We start from the raw sequence: 18844 nt of genomic DNA on the forward strand, positions 1-18844 counted from the left end.
TGGCAATATGATAAAAACGACTTGCTCTGTGTGCCCTTATTGCGGCACAGGGTGCGGCATTGGTTTGCGCAGCGACGGGGATAAGGTAATTGGCGTGGAGCCTATTGCCGGTCATCCAATCAGTAAAGGAAGGCTCTGTTCAAAAGGGTGGAGCTCTGCTTTTGCAACCAGCCATGAAAACCGCATTACCAGCCCGATGATCCGCGAAGGAAACGAGTTCAGGAAAGCCAGCTGGGATGAAGCGCTTTCACTTATTCATGAACAGTTCAGCTATTACCGCGAGCATCATGGCCCTGAATCTGTGGGTATGATTAGCTGTGCGCGTGCAACCAACGAAGACAACTACGCCATTCAGAAATTTGCCCGTTCGGTACTGAAAACCAACAATATCGACCACTGTGCCCGTATCTGTCACAGTCCTTCGGTTGCCGGTCTGAAGCAGACGCTGGGTGAGGGTGCGATGACCAACAGCATAGGTGATGTCAGCAAGGCGGACGTTATCGTTGTTTTCGGTTGCGATCCCACAGAAAGTCATTCCATTATCGGCAGCGATATTATTAAAGCCAAGGAAGCCGGGGCGCTTCTGATGGTTGTGGATCCGCGTAAAACCCGTCTGGCAGAGATGGCGGATGTGCATCTTCAGCTTCGTCTTGGTACTAACGTTGCGCTTCTTAATGGTCTGGTGAACATTATTCTGGAAAGAGGCTGGGAAGATAAAGCCTTCCTTAGCGAGCGCTGTGACCACCTGGATTTACTGGGTAAAACCGCAGCGGAATATACGCCGGAGCGTGTACAGGAAATTACCGGTGTGCCTGTTGATCAGCAAATTCAGTTTGCTCGTCTGTATAGCCATGCCCGCGCGGCCTTTCTGGCCTACGGTATGGGGGTAACTCAGTATGTGAGCGGCACCAACAATGTGATGGCGGTGTCTAACCTTGCTCTGGTTTGTGGTCAGGTGGGTAAGCCGGGTGCCGGTATTAACCCGCTTCGCGGGCAGAACAATGTTCAGGGTGCCTGTGATATGGGCTGTTTGCCGGGGGTTTATCCGGGGTATCAGTCCACCGATGATGAAGCGGTTCGTAATAAATTCGCTCATGCCTGGGGAACGGAAGTGGCTGATCATCCGGGCATGACTTCTCTGGGCATGAATGAAGCCGCGCTGCAGGACAGGTTCCACGCCATGATGATTTTTGGTGAAGATCCCGTTGTGACCGACCCTGACCAGAATCAGGTCACCAAATCGCTGAAGAAACTGGATTGTCTGGTGGTGGTTGAAATGACCATGACAGAAACGGCGAAACTGGCTGATGTGATTCTGCCTGCTGCCAGCTTTGCCGAAAAAGAGGGCACCTTTGCCAACTGTGAGCGCCGGGTTCAGCGGGTCCGTAAAGCGGTGAATCCGCCGGGTGAATGTAAAGCGGACTGGCAGATCATGGCAGATCTGGCGAAGCGGTTTGGTATTAACGGTTTTGAATGGCAGCACGCAGAAGAGATCTTTGATGAGCTGGTTTCTCTGGTCCCTATCTATTCCCAGATGAGTTATCCGCGCCTTGAAGATGCTCAGGGGCTGCAGTGGCCATGTGATATTCAGCATCCGGACGGTTCTGCCGTTTTGCATGAGCGTAGCTTCCCTAACGGCAAAGCCCGTCTTATGCCTGTACATTACCTGCCAACGGCTGAGCAGCCTGATGGCGAATATCCGTATTATCTGACGACTATCCGGCTTCACTTCCATTACGGCTGCGGGTCAATGACAAGGAAATCTCCGCTGCTGGAGCGTGAATCTCCGAAAGGCCTGCTGTTTATGAACCCGAGAGACGCCAATAACCAGGGACTGTTTAACCACGCTCCTGTGGGTGTGCGTTCCCGTCGCGGTTATCTGGAAACCCGTGTGATAGTCACCGATCAGGTCCCGCCGGGGCTGGTAAGCATTCCGTATCACTTTAATGATGTGCCGTCGAACCAACTGACCAATGATGCTCAGGATCCGGTTACCCGTATGCCGGAACTTAAAGCCTGTGCCGTCAGAGTGGAACCACTGGCCCGTGATGCAGAACCACGCCCGATTCATGTGCTGAGAGAAGTGCATGAAGCGCTCAATGCGTAGCAACAAGGAAGAACAAATTATGTATGTATATGAACTGGACCGGATTGAGCACCTGAGAGACTGGCTGGCTCTGCGCAATGACGTTTATCAGCCGGTGGATAAAGGTACCGGCAACAGTAGCTGGGAAGTGATTGAGCATGGTGAGGTTGCACATTTCAACCCGGAATTACGCCCGTTAATGTCTCCGAAAGGCATGTTTTTCTCAGAGCGTGAAGATCTGTTTTTCTTTGATGGAGAGACCTTTGAGGAAACAAAACCTCAGCACGGTTCTCAGGTGCTGTTTGGCGTAAAAGCCTGCGATCTGACCGCCATCTCTTATCAGGACAGGCACTTTAAAGGTGACCCTTATTATCAGGAGCGCAGACAAAAGACGCTGCTGGTGGGCATCGACTGTTCAACACCCTGTGAAAACGGATTCTGCCGCAGTGTGGATGCCGGGCCTCAGGTAAAAGATGAAATTGCCGATCTTATTCTGACGCCTATGCCGAGTATCGGCGGTGATATGCAGGGCTGGTGGCTTATCTGTAGCAGTGACGCCGGTCGCGCAGCCGTTGCCGATATGGACCTTCGTCCTGCTGACAACAGCTGGCAGTCCTGGCGTGAGATGAACCTGCGTCATACTGAAGCCGAGTTTAAGAGCGATACCCATATCATCAACGGCATTCAGCGGATTAATGCCCGCGCTGTGCCTGATGAGCAGTGGGAAAAGTTCGCTCACCAGTGCATCAGCTGTTCAGGTTGCAGCCAGGTCTGTCCGACCTGCAGCTGTTATACCACCCATGATGTAAAACAGGACGGCGGCTATGTGCGCCAGCGGGTATGGGATTCCTGCCTGCTGGAAGGTTTCCAGAAGGAAGCAAGCGGCGCAAACCCGGCAGCACAGGCCGGTAAACGAATGTACCGCTACTGGTTCCATAAGTTTTCTGAAGATATTGCAGAGAAAATGGGGCGTTATGGCTGCGTTGGCTGCGGACGCTGTGAATCAACCTGTCCGGGCTCTGTGGGAGTTCATTCCATAATGGAGAAGATTTCGAATGCATGATTTAACACCGCAACCCATCCGCCTGATCAGATGCTATGACGACGGGCAGGATATCAAACATTTTACCTTTGAAGCGGCGGATAAAAGCAAGGGATTACCAGATTTTGCCAACCCGGATGTGGTGCAGCCGGGGCAGTTCTTTATGCTTTCGATCCCCGGGTTTGGTGAAGCGGCTTTCACTTATGCCAGCATGCCGGATAAAGAGGGACGCTTTAATGCTCTGATCAGGCGTATCGGCTCCTTGACAGATGCCCTGTTTCTTCACGAAGAAGGTGACCTTCTGGGGGCTCGCGGGCCGTTTGGCAAAGGCTGGCCTGATCTGAAAGGCACCAAAGTACTGGTTGTTGCCGGAGGTGTGGGTCTGGCGCCTGTTGCGGCGGAAATCGATGCGCTGATCTCAGCCGGATCGGCACCGGTTGTCTATTTCAGTGCCCGTAATGAAGCCATGCTGGTGATGAAAGAAGAGCGTGCCCGCTGGGAAAATCAGTGCACCCTTTATCAGGCGGTGGATGATATCGACAACGCAAAAGGGGATTTTCTTCCGGGACGTAAACTGGCCGATAACCTGCACTTTATTGAAGAGAAGCAGGGCCCCTTCGACCACGTTATTACCTGTGGCCCTGAAGGTATGATGGAAGCGGTTTGTAAAATTGTTGCTCAGCATGGTCATCCTGCAAACCGTATCTGGCTGTCACTGGAGCGCCGGATGCACTGCGGAGTCGGTTTGTGCGGTCACTGCTATGTTGCTGACGATCTGGTTTGCCTGGATGGACCGACCTACCGCTGGGATCAACTGGGAGAGCTGGTGGTTAAGGAGAAAGCGATAAAACCACCAACAGAGCCGGTGGCGATGGTGGGAGAAACAGGAAAGTGCTGCAGGAGTTAGCGGTCAGAAGCGCTCCTGAATAGCGATATAGGCGTCGCGGATATGCTCGATGAGTGCCTGGATGCGTTTGGCCGGTTTTCGGGTGTAAGGGTAGACCGCATAGATGCCCACGACCTTGCTGGTGTGCTCTGCCAGCACTTCCGTCAGTTTGCCTTCCTGCAGGTCATCGTATATCAGACAGGTTGGCAGATAAGCCAGCCCGTTTCCTGCCAGAGCGCTTTTACGCAGTGCTACGGCATTGTCCGATGAGAAGTTGCCGTATACTTTCAGCGTGTAATTGTCACTGTTACGGCGGAACATCCAGTTAAAGGTACCGGATGTTTCGTGGGTGTAACCAAGACAGTTATGATGCTGCAAAAGATCGTTGGGGGCTTCTGGTGTGCCGTATTGCTCCAGATATTCAGGAGAGGCGCAGATCATCCAGCGGGAATTAAAGATAAAGCGGGCTATCAGGCTGGAGTCTTCCAGATAGCCTGTGCGGATCACCAGATCGTAGTTCTCTGCCAGCAGATCGACAAAGTGGTTATCCATGGACATCTCTACCGTCAGTCCCGGATGCTGATTGCAAAAGTCAGAGATGCTTTCAGCAAGCAGCAGTTCACCAGAAATGGTCGGGACAGATACACGAATGTGACCGGCCACCGCCTCGTTATAGCCTGTTATTGACTCAAACGCGGCCTTGGCCGTTGTGCTGATATCTCTGGAGCGGTGATAAAGTACCTCACCGGCCTCTGTCAGGGTCAGCTTACGGGTGGTCCGGTAGAGCAGTTGCGTCCCCAGAGCAGACTCCAGCTTACTTATCCGCTTACTGACCATAGACTTTGTGGTCTGGTTCGCTTCAGCAGCTTTGCTGAATGATCCACATTCAACAACTTGGGTAAACAGGACAAGGTCATCAATCTGAGGCATAGCATCACTCGGGTTAGTTACATATCTTCAATAATAACGTATGTGGCCGCGACCGGTCCGTGCACACCCACGACTTTTATTAACTCAATATCCGCGGTTGAGCTGGGCCCTGAGATAAAGTTAACGCAGGACGGAATGCGCTCGCCGCGCTGTGCCATCTGGTGCAGTTGCGATGTGGCCTGAGTCAGACGCGGGATCAGGGTGCTTTTGGCCACCACAAATATTGAGGTTTCCGGCAGCAGGCTAACCGCACGGCCCTGCTCCGGGCGGCTGTACAGAACCATAGTTCCGGACTCGGCCAGTGCCTGCTCAGCCATCACTATTCCTACCTTGGCACGTTCTGCTATGGTGATATTGGCTTTATAGCCCTTTTGTTGCTCCCAGACATGCACTGTGTGTTCTTCACTTGCCAGATTTTCAGGCTGAATAAGATTTAGCAGCGAGGCTGAAGCGGAAACCATGGTTTCTCCTTTCTCACCGTCACAGTAATCAAGGCATAACTTACGCAGTGTTTCTTCCAGTTCGCCAGTGTTTGTTCCGATAACCTGGGCGCCAAGCGTCGTTCGTGCATATTCAGTTAGTGATTGTTGCAACTCATCCTGGCTGTAGTCTGCCATTACCTCATGGTGACAGTTGTGGCGGAATGCCGGACGTTCAACACATGTCAGTGGTTTGCTGCGGCCCAGCTTATCGGCGATGTTTTGCACAAATGTATCACGGTTGGTCACTGCGCCTTGCTTTGTATTTGATTGTGATGCCGACATTATGATTCCCCCATGTTCTTTTCTCTGTTAGCAAACCAGCTCCGGAATGACTCACCGTCCGGACTAGGCAGATCACGTGCTTCATTCCATGGACGGATAGCCCCGATATTGATCGGCATCTTGCCGTCGCGGATGATGCTACCGGCGACTTTTGCCCCGACCTTAATGCTGCTGTCCCACAGAGCCGGTTTGGCGTTAACAAAGTTAAATGCTCCGACTGTAACGCGTTCAGAGAGCGGGGTGAGTTTTTCCTCTGCCATTTTTTCTCTGTGCTTCATTAGCAGGTCGGACAGCGGGATCTTAACCGGACAGACATCATGGCAGGCACGACACAGGCTGCAGGCATACGGCAGATCTTTAAAGTCGTCGTAGCCACCCAGCAGCGGAGAAAGTACAGCGCCGATAGGGCCAGAATAGATAGAGCCATAGGACTGACCGCCGATATGACGGTAGGCCGGGCAGGTATTCACGCAGGCGGCGCAACGCACGCAGCGCAGGATATCTTTAAAATCGGAACCCAGGATATCAGAGCGGCCGTTGTCGACGATAACCAGATGGAACTCCTCCGGTCCGTCACAGTGTTCGTCCTCGCGGGGGCCGGTCAGAGCGGTAACATAACCGGTCAGCGGGATACCCACCGCGCTGCGGCAAAGCAGGCTGATAACAATATCCAGCTCTTCAAAGGTGGGAACAATACGCTCCATGCCCATCACCGCGATATGGGTTTTCGGCAGGCTGGTGGCAAGGCGTGCGTTCCCTTCATTGGTGACCAGAGCGACGGTGCCGGATTCCGCCACAGCAAAGTTACAGCCAGTGATACCGATATCGGCCTGCAGGAAATCCTGCCGGATATAGTCGCGTACAAAGCGGGTCATCTCTTCCGGATCGTCACTGCCCTGATAGTTCAGCTTGTCTTTGAAAATATCTTTAATCTGGGTGCGGTTTTTATGCAGCGCCGGAACTACGATATGCGATGGCGGATCGCAGTCATCCACCTGCAGGATATATTCGCCCAGGTCGGTTTCCACCACTTCACAATTGTTGCGCTGGATTACCTTGTTAAGGCCGATCTCTTCGGTCACCATGGACTTGGATTTTACGACCTTCTTTGCCTTCTTTTCCTGAACGATACCTTCGATGTAACTGGTCGCCTCTTCGGCGGTCCGGGCAAAAAATACTTTGCCACCGTTGGCAGCAACCTTCTCGCTCAACTGATGGAGGTAATAATCCAGATTCTCCAGAACATGGTTACGGATATCTTCTCCCATGTCGCGCCACTGTTCCCAGTTTCCCAGTTTGTCGGCGGCGATCTGGCGGTTGGTAAACATCCGCTCCTGCGCGTTTGCCACCGAGTGACGCATAAACTCGTCCTGCATTTTGACCTTGATACGCTGTTTAAAGCCAAGGTCGCTGGTTTTCATCGACATAATAATCTCTCCTAACGGCTTAGCAGCACATCGACGATATGCATTACTTTGACAGGCTTGCCTTCACGGCTGAGACGGCCGGCAATATTGATCAGACAACTGATATCCGCACCAATCAGGTATTCAGGATTTACTTCACTGATATGGCGTACTTTTTCTTTTACCATCTCACCGGAGATTTCAGACATCTTCACCGAAAAAGTACCGCCAAATCCGCAACAGGTTTCCTGGTTTTTAATTGGTAACAGTTCCAGTCCTTCAACATTCGCCAGCAGTTTCAGTGGTTCTTCACGCACACCCAGTTTGCGGATCAGACTACATGAAGGATGGTACACCGCGCGGCCTGGCAGGCGGGCGCCAATATCACTGAGGCCCAGTTCGTTCACGATAAACTGAGTCAGTTCAAACAGACGGTCGGCGATGACCTGTGCACGCTGAGCCCATTCAGGTTCATCAGCCAGATATTGCGGATATTTCTTGATGGAGGCGGCGCAGGAGCCAGCAGGTGTGATGATAGGGAAGTCATTCACCTCAAAAGCCTCAATCAGCTTTTTCATTGCGGGTTTGCTCTGCTCAATGTAGCCACTGTTCAGCGAAGGCTGACCACAGCAGCCCTGCTCACGTGGAAATATCACCTCACAGCCAAGTTGCTCCAGCAACAGGATCGTTTTTTTGGCAACTTCAGACTTAATGGCGTCACCCAGGCAGGTGACAAAAAAGTTTACCTTCATAGTATTGCTCCGGTGGTATGGCGCTGTTTATCAGGCCGTCCCTCGTAGAGGGTTGTAATTGTTATCAGGTGTGCTTTTGTGCTTAGAGATATTTTAGGTAGCGGGTTTGTGTGAGGCTACTGTTGGATTTGTTAGTAGTGATTGTTCAACTGCCGAAACTGTGACTCTGTCCGTTTATCGCACAGTCAGTAAAAGGCCTTTTTCTACTATTTTTCAGTTTGTTAATACTCTCTGTACTGTCTGTGTAACTGTTGATTGGTTCGCTTGTGGAAACAATAAAGTTCCTATTGGAATCATTTTGGTGATGGTTTTGAAGCCTAGCTGACGGGTAAACCGCTAATTTCTGTGTGATCTGAGTCGGTGGTTTAACTACAAAGTAGTAACGTTAATTTTGATGTAAAGGATGACGAAGCTTACGTATTTCGTCTAATTCCCTTTAGATACCTGATGAGATCTGATTAATTAATAAAAGCAAATGATTAACCGGAAACAGACCGACAATGACGAAGCATTATTTGGTTTTAGATTTTGGTGGCAGTGCAGTGAAATGCGCTGTTATGACGGAATGCGCTGAAATGCTTGAGCATTTCTCCCTACCCAGTCAGGCGCAAAGCTATCAGGACTGGCTGGATGGTTTTACTCCATATTTTGAAAAGTATAACCAGGAGTACGCTTTTTCAGGTATCGCAATCAGTACCTGTGGAGCGGTGGATGTGGAGAGCGGAGTAATAGGCGGAGCCAGTTCTTTGCCGTACATTCATGGCTTTGATGTAAGAGCTTTGTATAAGAAACAATTTGGTATTCCGGTTGAGCTGGAAAATGATGCCTGCTGTGCGGCGCTGGCGGAAGCCTGGTTAGGTGCAGGTAAATCGTCAGGCCATTTCTGCACAGTGGTGATAGGCTCAGGAATTGGCGGAGCTATCGTAACCGGTAAAAAAGTTCAGAAAGGGCATAACCTGCATGGCGGTGAGTTTGGCTTTGCGATTACTGAGTTTCAAAACGGCAAGCCGGTTATCTGGGGTAATCTTGCCTCCACCAAAGCCCTGGTGAAATCTGTCGCTTCAGCTCTGAATTTTGATGAAAATAAGCTTAATGGCCGGACGGTATTTGAGATGGCAGATGCGGGTAATGATATTGTCCGTAAGCTTATTGATGACTGGTATCTCAAGCTGGCTACCGGTATGTACAATATTCAGTATCATGTCGATCCTGAACTGATTCTGATTGGCGGAGCCGTTAGCAGGCGAGAAGGCTTTATCGACAGAATTAATGAAAAACTGGATGGTATTTTGCAGTCTATACCGATTCCCACTATTCGCCCCCGGCTGCGGGTGTCTAAATTCGGCAACGATGCAAATCTTATTGGTGCACTGAGGCACTATCTAAACCGACAGGAGCAGTAAAATGACAGTATATCAATTTCCGCAAGGCTTCCTGTGGGGAGCGGCTGCCTCAGGCATTCAGACCGAAGGTGTCACCAATAAAGCGAACCCGTCTATCTGGGAGCTTTGGCATAAGGAGTCTCCTGAGCGTTTTTTCCGGGGAATAGGATCTCAGGTGGTCACGGACACTTACAACCGTTATCAGGAAGATGTGCAGTTGATGAAGCAGGTTGGATTTAACTCCTTCCGTACTTCTATTCAGTGGTCTCGCCTGATCAAAAATTTTGAAACCGGAGAAGTCTGCCCGGATGCCGTAGTGTTTTACAACAACTATCTGGATGAGATGATAGCTAATGGCATCGAGCCGATGATCAACCTTTATCACTTTGATATGCCGGCTGAACTGCAGCAAAAGTTTGGCGGGTTTGAGTCGAAAAAAGTGGTCGATCTCTACGTGGATTATGCGGTGAAAGCCTTTCAGTTATTTGGTCATAAGGTGAAGTACTGGATCACCTTTAATGAGCCGATTGTTCCGGTTGAAGGGGGGTACCTCTACGACTTCCATTACCCCTGCAAAAAAGATGGAAAGCTGGCGGTTCAGGTTGGTTATAACATTATGCTTGCCCATGCCAAAGCCGTTCATGCCTTTCAGAAACTTGGGCTGGAAAACAGCCAGATTGGTGTGGTGCTAAACCTTACGCCGTCTTATACCCGAAGTGACAGCGAAGCCGATCAGAAAGCTGCCTGGTATGCAGATCTTCTGTTTAACCGGAGCTTCCTTGATCCTATGGTGAAAAATGACATACCCCAGGAATTATGTGAAGTGCTGAAAGAGCAGGGGGTAACTCCGGAAACTACCGAAGAAGAGCTACAAACTATTACCTCAGCGAAAATTGGTTTTCTTGGCGTAAATTATTATGTACCGCGCCGGGTAAAAGCCCGTGAGGCGGAATATGAGCTGGATTACTTTACACCGGAAGTCTACTTCGAAAACTATCTGAATCCGGAAGGCCGGTTTAACCCGTACCGCGACAACAATGAAATTCTGCCAACGGCGATTTACGATATAGCAACCAATGTGAAGAAGAACTATGGCAATATTCCATGGTTTCTGGCTGAAATCGGCATTGCTATGGATGAAGCCTCGGAAGGGGAGCCGGATGGAAATGGGGTGATTGATGACTCCTTCCGCACCGAATTGATGAAGGAGCATCTGGCTCAGTTACACAGGGCCATAGAAGAGGGAGCCAACTGTTTTGGTGTTCACCAGTGGACCTTTATTGATAACTGGTCGTGGATAAACTCCTTTAAGCGTCGCTATGGTTTCTATCGTTTGGATCTGGATAGTGGAAATCGCATCCCTAAAAAACATGGGTTATGGTTTAGGGAGCTGGCCCGGACAGGGAAGTTTAGATAACGGGATCTCAGCAGACTGAATTTTACTACCTGATAGATAGCTGCCCTTCCTCAGGACAGCAACAACTCATCCGTTATCGGCTGATAACTGCTTGCAGCTTCAATCAGTGAATCTGCTGTCAGGGCTTTAGCTCCATAAACTTCAAAGCGTTTCCTGTACTTTTCGATGGCTCTTTTAGCCAGCATATCGAAATCTCCGTCGCCTGAGAGCAGTATGATTTTGTCCACGTCTTCACGCATTGCCGTTTCAATGACATCAATGGCAATGCCCACATCCCAGTCACCTTTGGCGCTGCCATCAAAGCGCTGAATAAAAGGCTTAAGTTTTACCTGAAATCCTATCCCGCGAAGTATGTGGTGAAATTGCCTCTGCTTTTCGTTGTTGCTGGCGATTGCGTAGGCATTTGCCAGAACGACCTGATTTCCCTGCGTTGCTTTGCGCCAGAAAGCGTTGTAATCAAAGTGTTTTCCAAACGCATCGCGTGTGGTGTAGTAGATATTCTGGACATCAACGAAGATGGCAATGTTTTCCATTTGGTTTTCCCGTTGGTGGATTGTTAGCTCATACGGCATGAGCCAGGTCAATGTATGCGATGCATAGGCTACTTTCAACAAAAACAGAAAGCTTGCGGTGGATAACTGGATTATTCTCGCTTCGCCGCAATCTGGGCTGTGTATCCAAGCTCCAGGTTGCGTATTACCCCAACCCATCACTGATTCTGAGTAACACGATCACGCCCATTTTGGCTGCCCGAACACGAGCACACCCAGGTAAAAGGTTTATCGAATAACCAGATAAGCGCCAGCAAACAACAGAGCAAGACCTATCATCCTGTTTATTTCGAGACCTCGTGGAATGGTGCCAAAAGCACCTAAATAATCAATAACTACCCCAGCCAAAAGTTGGCCTACTATGATTAATGTTATAGCAGATACCGCTCCCAACTTTGGAATGGTATGACTAACGGTTAGAAACAGCACCAGACCAAACCCGCCGCAACACAACATGTACCACGGCAACTCTCGCCATTGGGTGATATCTTCTCCTCGTCTGGAAACCAGAAGAATAAGCGACGCAACTAATCCACCAAAATGCACAATAACACTACTGGCAGCCCCACCAATTCGCTGAGACATTGCACCAGCGATAGGTGTCTGTGTACCAACAGCAACCCCACCAAGGAGGCCAATTGTTATCGTTATTAGCATCTCAATCATAATGACACTCCTCATCAATCGATACGTTTGTAATTGAGAGAAAGGTTAAAATAATCGATTTATGAATTGAAATGGTTTAAATTCATTGCATCTATTCCTTGAAAGAATACATGACCAGAAACTGCTTATGTCTTTAGAAAAACTAGCCCGCCTCGATTTAAATTTACTGGTTTGTCTGCACGTTCTGCTGGAACACAACAGTGTTAGTAAAGCAGCTGAACATCTCAACCTGAGTCAATCTGCCGTCAGCAAAAGTTTGGCCAGACTGAGGGAGCTGTTTGATGATCCCCTACTGGAGCGGTCAGGCTATGGAATGGAGCCAACAACAAGGGCTAAACAAATTCATCCAGATTTAGTTAACCTGTTATTTGATATAGAAAAGCTTACTGCCCCAAATTGGTTTGAACCACAGCATAGCTCCAGATGTTTTAAAGTGGCAGTGGTTGAGAGTATTTATCCGCTCATGTTTCCTCGGTTCATCGGTGAAGCACTTTCTCAAGCTCCGAAAATAACGATCGATACCTGTAACTGGGATTCTGGCACATTCGAACAATTATTGAGGGGGGAATTAGACTTCGCTATTACTGGTAAACAACAGCACCCCAGAGATGCAGAGAGAACTCTGCAACCACCAAAGGGCATTGCTACTTACGAACTCTTTCAGGATCAGCTCTGCTGCATAGTGAACCCGAAGCATTTTAGTTCAGAGGATAAATGGGAGTTAGAAGCCTATCTGTCACACAGGCATATAGTAACCAAATACTATAAGAATGAACGTTGGCTGCTGGATGTTAAGTTAGCCGAGATGGAATTTAAACGAGACGTTGCTATCTACGTACCTGACTTTAACAGCGCAGCAGAATTATGTTGTCATACAAACCTGATACTCACAGTTCCAAGTCTTTATGCTAAACATATAGCGAAGAAATTTGACCTGAAGGTTGTGCCGTTACCTTTTAGCATTGCCCCCTTATCTTATACGCTGTTCTACCATGAAAGCAGGGAGAATGATCTGGCACACCAGTGGCTGAAGCAACTGATAACGTCCCGCTGTTCAGAGCTAAAGCTATCTGACCACCAGCCTTGCCGATGACCGTTATCGACTACTTTTCTGATTATTACGGTAAACCACCCAACTGGGACCAGGAGCTGAGCCAGTAACTTCTATGCCATAGCCACCGGGCCATGGGAGTGTGCCAGTGCCCGGCGTACCCATGCTTTTTCATGGAAGTAGTAAGCGAAAGAGTTAATGCTTGGCTCAATCGCGGCGACCATTCCGCCGATAAAGGCATCACCTGTGATGATAAAGGTAACTAAAAACGCTACGCTAAAATGAACCACTGCAAAGCTGGCTGTTTTCACTTTTGTGTTAGCCCCGTTTTTGTTTAGAAACGGTACCCATTGCCACACTTTCTCGTGGAAGTAAAAGGCCACTGTGTTGATTGACGGCTCAATCATTGCAATTAAACTGCTGATTAAAATGTCACCTGTTAATGCATAAGCGACTGCTGTAGCGATAGAAAAATGTATGACTGCAAATGTGATTGTTTTGATCATGAGCTTATCTCCCTAACCATTTCTGCGTTGCTATAAATATTATTGAGAATCATTCGCATTTGGTCAAGGTGAAATTTGCTACTTTTTTAGTTGGTGCAGGAGAGTAACAAGATCTCATACTAATGGCTCAGTTAACTGGATGTGCTATAACAATAAATTATCAAATTCATCACTAATAATAATTTCTAGCGATATCAATAAACGAGTATTGTGGGTGCCTGATTAATTATCACCATCCTAAGCACAAGGCGAGATATGAAATTTCTGCACACTATGGTTCGCGTAGGCGATCTGGAAAAATCTATTGAATTTTACACCAAAGTACTTGGTATGAGCATTCTGGATAAATTTGAAAACCCTGAATACCGTTACTCACTGGTATTTGTCGGTTATGAAGATCAGTCAGTAACGCTGGAGCTGACATATAACTGGGATACTGATGAATACGACCTTGGTAATGGGTTTGGTCACCTTGCTCTGGGTGTAGAAGATATTTACGCTACCTGCGACAAAATTAAAGCGCTTGGTGGAAAAGTTACCCGCGAGCCAGGCCCAATGAAAGGCGGCACAACTCATATTGCATTTGTAACCGACCCAGATGGTTATCAAATTGAACTCATTCAAATGAATAAGTGATTGAGGGGATTACAGAATGGAAAAAGCACTTTTTCAGCCTATTAAATTAGGCAACCTTCACCTGCAAAACCGGATTGTTATGCCGCCAATGACCCGCTCACGTGCAAGCCAACCTGGCAACATAGCGAATGACATGATGGCGGAGTACTATGCACAGCGCGCAACCGCTGGTCTTATTGTCGCTGAAGGTACGCAGATTTCTCAGTCAGGTCAGGGTTATGCGTGGACTCCGGGTATTTATACTAAGGAGCAGATCGCGGGCTGGAAAAAAGTTACAGAGGCGGTACACGCAAAAAACGGCGTTATCTTTGCCCAACTTTGGCATGTGGGCCGTGTTACTCATCCGGATAACATTGGTGGTCAACAACCGATTTCTTCCTCTGCACTTAAAGCAGAAAACGTGAAAGTGTTTATTGATAACGGTACTGACGAGCCAGGTTTTGTGGATGTTGTAGAGCCACGAGCTATGAACAGAGAGGAAATTAAAAACGTTGTTGCCGAATATCGTCAGGCAGCACTGAATGCCATAGAGGCCGGTTTTGATGGAATAGAACTTCATGCTGCAAATGGCTATCTGATAAACCAGTTTATCGACTCAGAAGCTAACAATCGTACCGATGAGTACGGAGGCTCTGTAGAAAACCGGCTGCGCTTTCTTGCTGAGGTGGTTGAAGCAATGATTGATGCTATCGGTGCAGAGCGTGTTGGTGTCCGCCTGGCTCCGTTTACTTCTCTGAATGGCACAGTGGATAAAACTCCGCTTGAGACCTATACCGCAGCAGCAGAATTGCTAAACAAACTTGATGTGGTTTACATGCATATCGCTGAGGTAGATTGGGAAGATGCACCAGAAACCCCGGCTGAATTTAAGCCTGCGGTACGTGAAGCGTATAAAGGTACTATCATCTATGCCGGTAAATACGACAGTGAAAAAGCGGAAAAAACCATTACTGACGGTTTAGCGGATATGATTGGCTTTGGTCGTCCGTTTGTCTCTAACCCGGATTTACCAAGCCGTATTAAAAATGGCTACCCGCTGGCAGATCACGATCCTGCGACACTGTTTGGTGGAGCAGAAAAAGGCCTTCTGGATTATCCTGAATATCAGGGAAGTTAATTTCTGGTCCGTCGCCACCATTTATAAACCTCTTCCACAACCAGCAGGCTGGATGCGATCATCATCAGCTCACCGATCTGAGTCCATGAAATAGGCTGGATTTCCAGTACTGTGCTCAGACCGGGTGTGTAAAGTGAGATGATATGAACCAGCAGCGCACCGGGAACGGCGAACATTAAAAATGGATTGGCATTAATGGGCTGAGAGAAGAGTGACTGAGTTTCTGAGCGGGCATTTAGCGCACGGATATTACCGAACAGAACCATCAGCATCAGAGTCAGATTTCTGGCCATTTCCACAGACTCACCGGACTGGAGCGTCAGGTAGTAACTGACAAACGCCAGTATGCCCATGACTGCACCGGAGACCAGAATGTGCTCGACCAGTTTGCGGTCAAAGACAGGTTCAGCGGGATCCCGTGGTCGGCAAGAAAGCTCATCCCCTTCTTTGGGCTCAAAGGCGAGCGCCACATCCTGAAGGCCATTGGCGATAAGGTTGAGCCATAATAGCTGGACTGCAGTCATCGGCATTGGCAGTCCGGCGAGAACGGTGAGGAAGAAGAGCAGGATTGCAGAAAAACCGGTTGCGACAAGAAGCGCTATCACTTTGCGAATATTGTTATAAACCACCCGGCCCTGCTCGATACCGGAGACAATGGAGGCAAAGTTATCGTCAGTGATGATCAGATCGGCGGTTTCTTTGGCAACATCCGTCCCCCGTTTACCCATGGCAATACCTGTGTTGGCGCGGCGCATGGCGGGCGCATCGTTTACCCCGTCCCCGGTCACGGCGACAAAGTGATTCTGGCGCATAAAGCTGTCGACAATAAGCTCTTTTTGCTGTGGTTCGATACGGGCAAATACCCTGGCATTGCGGATCAATGCATCGGTTTCAGCAAGGCCTTTACCGGCTACCTGATGCAGCATAGGCCCGGTAACGACCTCGGCGTCTTCCTGACACAGGCCCAGCTCCAGTGCGATGGATTTTGCCGTTGCGGGGTGGTCGCCCGTTACCATGGCAACCTCGATACCGGCAGAGCGGCAGTGAGAAATCGCAGCGAAGGCTTCCTGACGCACAGGATCGATCATGGCAACCATGCCCAGAAAACACATCTCTTCTAACTGGTGATGTTCTTTTTCTATGATTTCCCGTTTTGCCAGCGCAATCAGACGGTATCCCTGTTTCGCCAGTGACTCAAACTGCTCTTCAATCCGCTTGTGATCGATATCTACCAGTCCTTCTGCGGTTGCCATCTGGTGACACATGCTCAGCATTTTCTCCGGGCTGCCTTTAGCGTAAAGCCAGTGCGTATCGCCATCATAGTTTACGCTGCCGCTGTAGGCTTTTTCCGGTTCATAGGGGATAAGCTCAAGCTGAGTCTGCTGCCTGCGCAGTTCAGTAATCGACATTCCCAGTTTTTTTGCCAGCACCAGAAAAGCGATATCGACAATATCACCATTGGAAACCCATTCACCGCCGGCATAGTTTAGGTGGCTTTCGTTGGCGAGAACGCCTGCAATGCACAGTTCCTGTAGCTGTTGCAGTTCATTGTGACCGCGAACTTCGCCTCCCGGAGCGACCCCTTCGCCCGTAGTATGGAATACTTTTCCGTCCGGCAGAACCACCTGACGAATGGTCAGCTCATTCACCGTCAGGGTGCCGGTTTTATCTGAGCAGATAAAGGTGCAGGAGCCCAGGGCTTCTACCGCAACCAGTTTGCGGATGATCACGCTGTTTTTCGCCATCCGGCGCATACCGATAGCCAGTGCAACCGTCAGGGCTACCGGAAGACCTTCAGGGATCACGGACACTGCCAGTCCGACCGTCATCAGCACAATGGCTTTGGCGTCATAACCGCCTTTTAGCAGCATCATCACGGTAAGTGCCAGAATGGCAACAAAGATCCCGCCCGCTACCTGATAGGTAAAGTGCTTGATACGGATCATCAAAGGCGGCTCGGAGGTGCGCTCCTGAGTAACCTGACTGGCAATTTTGCCTATCTCAGTATCGGTTGCGGTGGCGGTCACCATAGCTTGGGCCCGGCCGTGAGTCACTATGCTGCTGGCGAAACACTGATTAATCCGGTCCGACAGCGGGGCATCTTCAGCCACTTTAGCCAGAGCATTTTTACTGACCGCCAGCGACTCACCGGTGAGCAGAGATTCGTCCACTGCCAGATTATGGCTACTCAGTAACCGCACATCGGCGGGGACCTTATCGCCGGAAGAGAGCAGCACCAGATCACCCGGCACCACTTCTTCCACATCTATGGTCAGCCCCATGCCATCGCGGATCACATGGGTTTCACCTTTCACCATGTTCTTCAATGCAGCCGCAGAGCGCTGGGCTGAGTATTCCTGAATGGTGCCGATAATGGCATTGAGAACCAGTACTGCCAGAATAAATACAGCGCCTGAATATTCGTGCAGGAAGAAAGAGACCACGGCCGCGATAAACAGAATATAGATAAAGGGGCTGAGAAACTGACGCAGAAAAATAAGCACAGGCCCGGCCATCGGAGGCTCGGGGAGTTTATTGCGTCCGTACTGTTCAAGTCGTTTCGCTGCTTCCTGCTGCGTTAGTCCGGCATAGGGCTCGTTATCCGGAGCAGAGGACTCAGTTGTTCTGTTTATTGAGTCTGCTGCCATGTTTCGTGTCTCTGGCTAGTGGAAAATTTGTGGGGATCCTTTTGTAATAATAGAAGCTTTTCTTGTTTGTTTCTTAGTCTTGCCCGTGTACCATTCGATAAATTATGCAGAGTTTTTGTATTCCGGAGATTTCATTTCGTGACCAGCAGTGTTCGCAACATCAATCAGCAGTTTTGGAGCAGCAGTCATATTTCTCATCTGACTGTCCGGACAACATACGAAAGCACCCAGGGTTATAAAGCGCATAGTCACCCTGAATTATCCATAGGAATTATAAAATCCGGCGGTACCTGCTTAACACTGAATGATCAGAAGATTCTGTTAAATCAGGGGGACACTATTCTGATTGAGCCGCATAAGGTTCATGCCTGTAATCCGGTCAATGGCATTCCCCGCAGTTATCATATGCTCTATGTAGATAACGCATGGTGCTGTGAACTGCTGTCAGCATTATACGGTGATGAAGTCAGCCAGTTTCAGTGTGATCAGGAGATTCACACCGATAGGGAGCTAACCGCAAAGCTATCTGAACTGGTGGATGCGCTGGTGGAGCAGGAAACTTCGTCTCTGATCTCGGAAATAGATGCACTTCTTTTCAGGCTGGTAAGTAATTACTGCTCGCCGGTGGTAGTGGAAGAGGATGATAGTGAACTGGCTTTCCGTGTGAAAGAGCGGCTACTGGCTGATATGGCTAATCCGCCTTCCATCGATGAGCTTTCCGTGCAGCTGGAGCGGCCAAAAGAGTCGGTAATTCGCAGTTTTAAGCGCCGTTTTGGCATTACGCCAAAGTCTTTTCTTAATAACAACCGTATTGAAAAAGCCAAGTACCTGTTGAAGTGTGGCATGAGCATTGTGGATGTTGCCAATGAAGTTGGTTACTCAGATCAAAGCCAGTTTCACCGTGCTTTTGTCAGCTATACCGCATCGACACCAGGGCAATATCAGCAGGTGGCGTCAATTTCCGACAATAATTCATAGCTGGATTTGCCTATAGTCGCGTCATT

At 49.2% G+C, this 18844-nt stretch carries 17 protein-coding genes; 9 read left to right on the forward strand and 8 right to left on the reverse strand.

The features are described 5' to 3' along the window. The first annotated feature begins 7 nt into the window (after window positions 1–7). Genes fdhF through L3Q72_RS20960 form a run of 3 tightly spaced genes read left to right on the forward strand, consistent with a single transcriptional unit; the run spans window position 8 to window position 4035 of the window. Window positions 8–2107 carry a formate dehydrogenase subunit alpha gene (gene fdhF / locus L3Q72_RS20950; RefSeq protein WP_275132496.1) on the forward strand — a complete coding sequence of 700 codons (2100 nt, stop codon included), beginning with the start codon at window positions 8–10 and terminating at the stop codon, window positions 2105–2107. Next, window positions 2088–3149, forward strand: a complete 1062-nt coding sequence (locus tag L3Q72_RS20955; RefSeq protein WP_275132497.1) for a 4Fe-4S dicluster domain-containing protein — start codon at window positions 2088–2090, stop codon at window positions 3147–3149. Before fdhF ends, L3Q72_RS20955 begins: the two co-directional genes overlap by 20 nt. Beyond that, entirely contained in the window at window positions 3142–4035 is an 894-nt protein-coding gene (locus L3Q72_RS20960; RefSeq protein ID WP_275132498.1) for an oxidoreductase, read from the forward strand. The genes L3Q72_RS20955 and L3Q72_RS20960 overlap by 8 nt, the downstream gene beginning before the upstream one ends. A 3-nt stretch (window positions 4036–4038) precedes the next feature. On the opposite strand, the gene L3Q72_RS20965 is transcribed toward L3Q72_RS20960, so the two are convergent. Genes L3Q72_RS20965 through L3Q72_RS20980 form a run of 4 tightly spaced genes read right to left on the reverse strand, consistent with a single transcriptional unit; the run spans window position 4039 to window position 7866 of the window. Further along, a complete protein-coding gene (locus tag L3Q72_RS20965) occupies window positions 4039–4944 on the reverse strand; it encodes a LysR family transcriptional regulator (protein WP_275132499.1) in 906 nt (301 codons plus the stop codon). A 17-nt stretch (window positions 4945–4961) separates the two neighbouring features. Beyond that, window positions 4962–5708 (reverse strand): lactate utilization protein C, encoded by a 747-nt coding sequence (locus tag L3Q72_RS20970; protein WP_275132500.1) that lies wholly within the window; start codon window positions 5706–5708, stop codon window positions 4962–4964. Next, window positions 5708–7135, reverse strand: coding sequence for a LutB/LldF family L-lactate oxidation iron-sulfur protein (locus L3Q72_RS20975; protein WP_275132501.1), 1428 nt, complete (start codon window positions 7133–7135; stop codon window positions 5708–5710). Before L3Q72_RS20975 ends, L3Q72_RS20970 begins: the two co-directional genes overlap by 1 nt. Window positions 7136–7146: 11 nt before the next feature. Next, a complete protein-coding gene (locus L3Q72_RS20980) occupies window positions 7147–7866 on the reverse strand; it encodes a (Fe-S)-binding protein (RefSeq protein WP_275132502.1) in 720 nt (239 codons plus the stop codon). A 500-nt stretch (window positions 7867–8366) separates the two neighbouring features. On the opposite strand from L3Q72_RS20980, the gene L3Q72_RS20985 reads away from it, so the two are divergent. After that, window positions 8367–9269, forward strand: a complete 903-nt coding sequence (locus L3Q72_RS20985; protein ID WP_275132503.1) for an ROK family protein — start codon at window positions 8367–8369, stop codon at window positions 9267–9269. A gap of 1 nt (window position 9270) precedes the next feature. After that, complete coding sequence (locus L3Q72_RS20990) at window positions 9271–10665, forward strand: glycoside hydrolase family 1 protein (protein ID WP_275132504.1); 1395 nt, start codon at window positions 9271–9273, stop codon at window positions 10663–10665. Window positions 10666–10715: 50 nt separating this feature from the next. Here the strand turns inward: L3Q72_RS20990 and L3Q72_RS20995 are convergent, their stop codons facing one another. Continuing rightward, window positions 10716–11198: an NYN domain-containing protein gene (locus tag L3Q72_RS20995; RefSeq protein WP_275132505.1), complete on the reverse strand. Its 483-nt coding sequence runs from the start codon at window positions 11196–11198 to the stop codon at window positions 10716–10718. A 246-nt stretch (window positions 11199–11444) separates the two neighbouring features. Continuing rightward, window positions 11445–11882: a DMT family transporter gene (locus L3Q72_RS21000; RefSeq protein ID WP_275132506.1), complete on the reverse strand. Its 438-nt coding sequence runs from the start codon at window positions 11880–11882 to the stop codon at window positions 11445–11447. 127 nt (window positions 11883–12009) lie between these two features. On the opposite strand from L3Q72_RS21000, the gene L3Q72_RS21005 reads away from it, so the two are divergent. Further along, window positions 12010–12975 (forward strand): LysR substrate-binding domain-containing protein, encoded by a 966-nt coding sequence (locus L3Q72_RS21005; protein WP_275132507.1) that lies wholly within the window; start codon window positions 12010–12012, stop codon window positions 12973–12975. Between the two features lie 71 nt (window positions 12976–13046). Here the strand turns inward: L3Q72_RS21005 and L3Q72_RS21010 are convergent, their stop codons facing one another. After that, complete coding sequence (locus tag L3Q72_RS21010; RefSeq protein WP_275132508.1) at window positions 13047–13439, reverse strand: DUF2061 domain-containing protein; 393 nt, start codon at window positions 13437–13439, stop codon at window positions 13047–13049. 255 nt (window positions 13440–13694) lie between these two features. Between L3Q72_RS21010 and gloA the strand changes: the two genes are divergently transcribed. Together gloA and L3Q72_RS21020 are read left to right on the forward strand one after the other, a co-directional pair. Beyond that, entirely contained in the window at window positions 13695–14075 is a 381-nt protein-coding gene (gene gloA, locus L3Q72_RS21015; RefSeq protein WP_275132509.1) for a lactoylglutathione lyase, read from the forward strand. A 16-nt stretch (window positions 14076–14091) separates the two neighbouring features. Beyond that, window positions 14092–15192, forward strand: a complete 1101-nt coding sequence (locus tag L3Q72_RS21020) for an alkene reductase (RefSeq protein WP_275132510.1) — start codon at window positions 14092–14094, stop codon at window positions 15190–15192. Here the strand turns inward: L3Q72_RS21020 and L3Q72_RS21025 are convergent. Then, window positions 15189–17840: an HAD-IC family P-type ATPase gene (locus L3Q72_RS21025; RefSeq protein WP_275132511.1), complete on the reverse strand. Its 2652-nt coding sequence runs from the start codon at window positions 17838–17840 to the stop codon at window positions 15189–15191. The two genes, L3Q72_RS21020 and L3Q72_RS21025, sit on opposite strands and share 4 nt — an antisense overlap. A gap of 138 nt (window positions 17841–17978) precedes the next feature. Between L3Q72_RS21025 and L3Q72_RS21030 the strand changes: the two genes are divergently transcribed. Next, window positions 17979–18818, forward strand: coding sequence for an AraC family transcriptional regulator (locus L3Q72_RS21030; RefSeq protein ID WP_275132512.1), 840 nt, complete (start codon window positions 17979–17981; stop codon window positions 18816–18818). Window positions 18819–18844: the final 26 nt, after the last annotated feature.

It is taken from the genome of Vibrio sp. JC009, from assembly GCF_029016485.1.
Lineage (GTDB): Bacteria > Pseudomonadota > Gammaproteobacteria > Enterobacterales > Vibrionaceae > Vibrio.

Coding starts and splice junctions, on each gene's coding strand:
- fdhF (WP_275132496.1), top strand. CDS start 8: ATGATAAAAACGACTTGCTCTGTGTGCCCTTATTGCGGCACAGGGTGC.
- L3Q72_RS20955 (WP_275132497.1), top strand. CDS start 2,088: ATGAAGCGCTCAATGCGTAGCAACAAGGAAGAACAAATTATGTATGTA.
- L3Q72_RS20960 (WP_275132498.1), top strand. CDS start 3,142: ATGCATGATTTAACACCGCAACCCATCCGCCTGATCAGATGCTATGAC.
- L3Q72_RS20965 (WP_275132499.1), bottom strand. CDS start 4,944: ATGCCTCAGATTGATGACCTTGTCCTGTTTACCCAAGTTGTTGAATGT.
- L3Q72_RS20970 (WP_275132500.1), bottom strand. CDS start 5,708: ATGTCGGCATCACAATCAAATACAAAGCAAGGCGCAGTGACCAACCGT.
- L3Q72_RS20975 (WP_275132501.1), bottom strand. CDS start 7,135: ATGTCGATGAAAACCAGCGACCTTGGCTTTAAACAGCGTATCAAGGTC.
- L3Q72_RS20980 (WP_275132502.1), bottom strand. CDS start 7,866: ATGAAGGTAAACTTTTTTGTCACCTGCCTGGGTGACGCCATTAAGTCT.
- L3Q72_RS20985 (WP_275132503.1), top strand. CDS start 8,367: ATGACGAAGCATTATTTGGTTTTAGATTTTGGTGGCAGTGCAGTGAAA.
- L3Q72_RS20990 (WP_275132504.1), top strand. CDS start 9,271: ATGACAGTATATCAATTTCCGCAAGGCTTCCTGTGGGGAGCGGCTGCC.
- L3Q72_RS20995 (WP_275132505.1), bottom strand. CDS start 11,198: ATGGAAAACATTGCCATCTTCGTTGATGTCCAGAATATCTACTACACC.
- L3Q72_RS21000 (WP_275132506.1), bottom strand. CDS start 11,882: ATGATTGAGATGCTAATAACGATAACAATTGGCCTCCTTGGTGGGGTT.
- L3Q72_RS21005 (WP_275132507.1), top strand. CDS start 12,010: ATGTCTTTAGAAAAACTAGCCCGCCTCGATTTAAATTTACTGGTTTGT.
- L3Q72_RS21010 (WP_275132508.1), bottom strand. CDS start 13,439: ATGATCAAAACAATCACATTTGCAGTCATACATTTTTCTATCGCTACA.
- gloA (WP_275132509.1), top strand. CDS start 13,695: ATGAAATTTCTGCACACTATGGTTCGCGTAGGCGATCTGGAAAAATCT.
- L3Q72_RS21020 (WP_275132510.1), top strand. CDS start 14,092: ATGGAAAAAGCACTTTTTCAGCCTATTAAATTAGGCAACCTTCACCTG.
- L3Q72_RS21025 (WP_275132511.1), bottom strand. CDS start 17,840: ATGGCAGCAGACTCAATAAACAGAACAACTGAGTCCTCTGCTCCGGAT.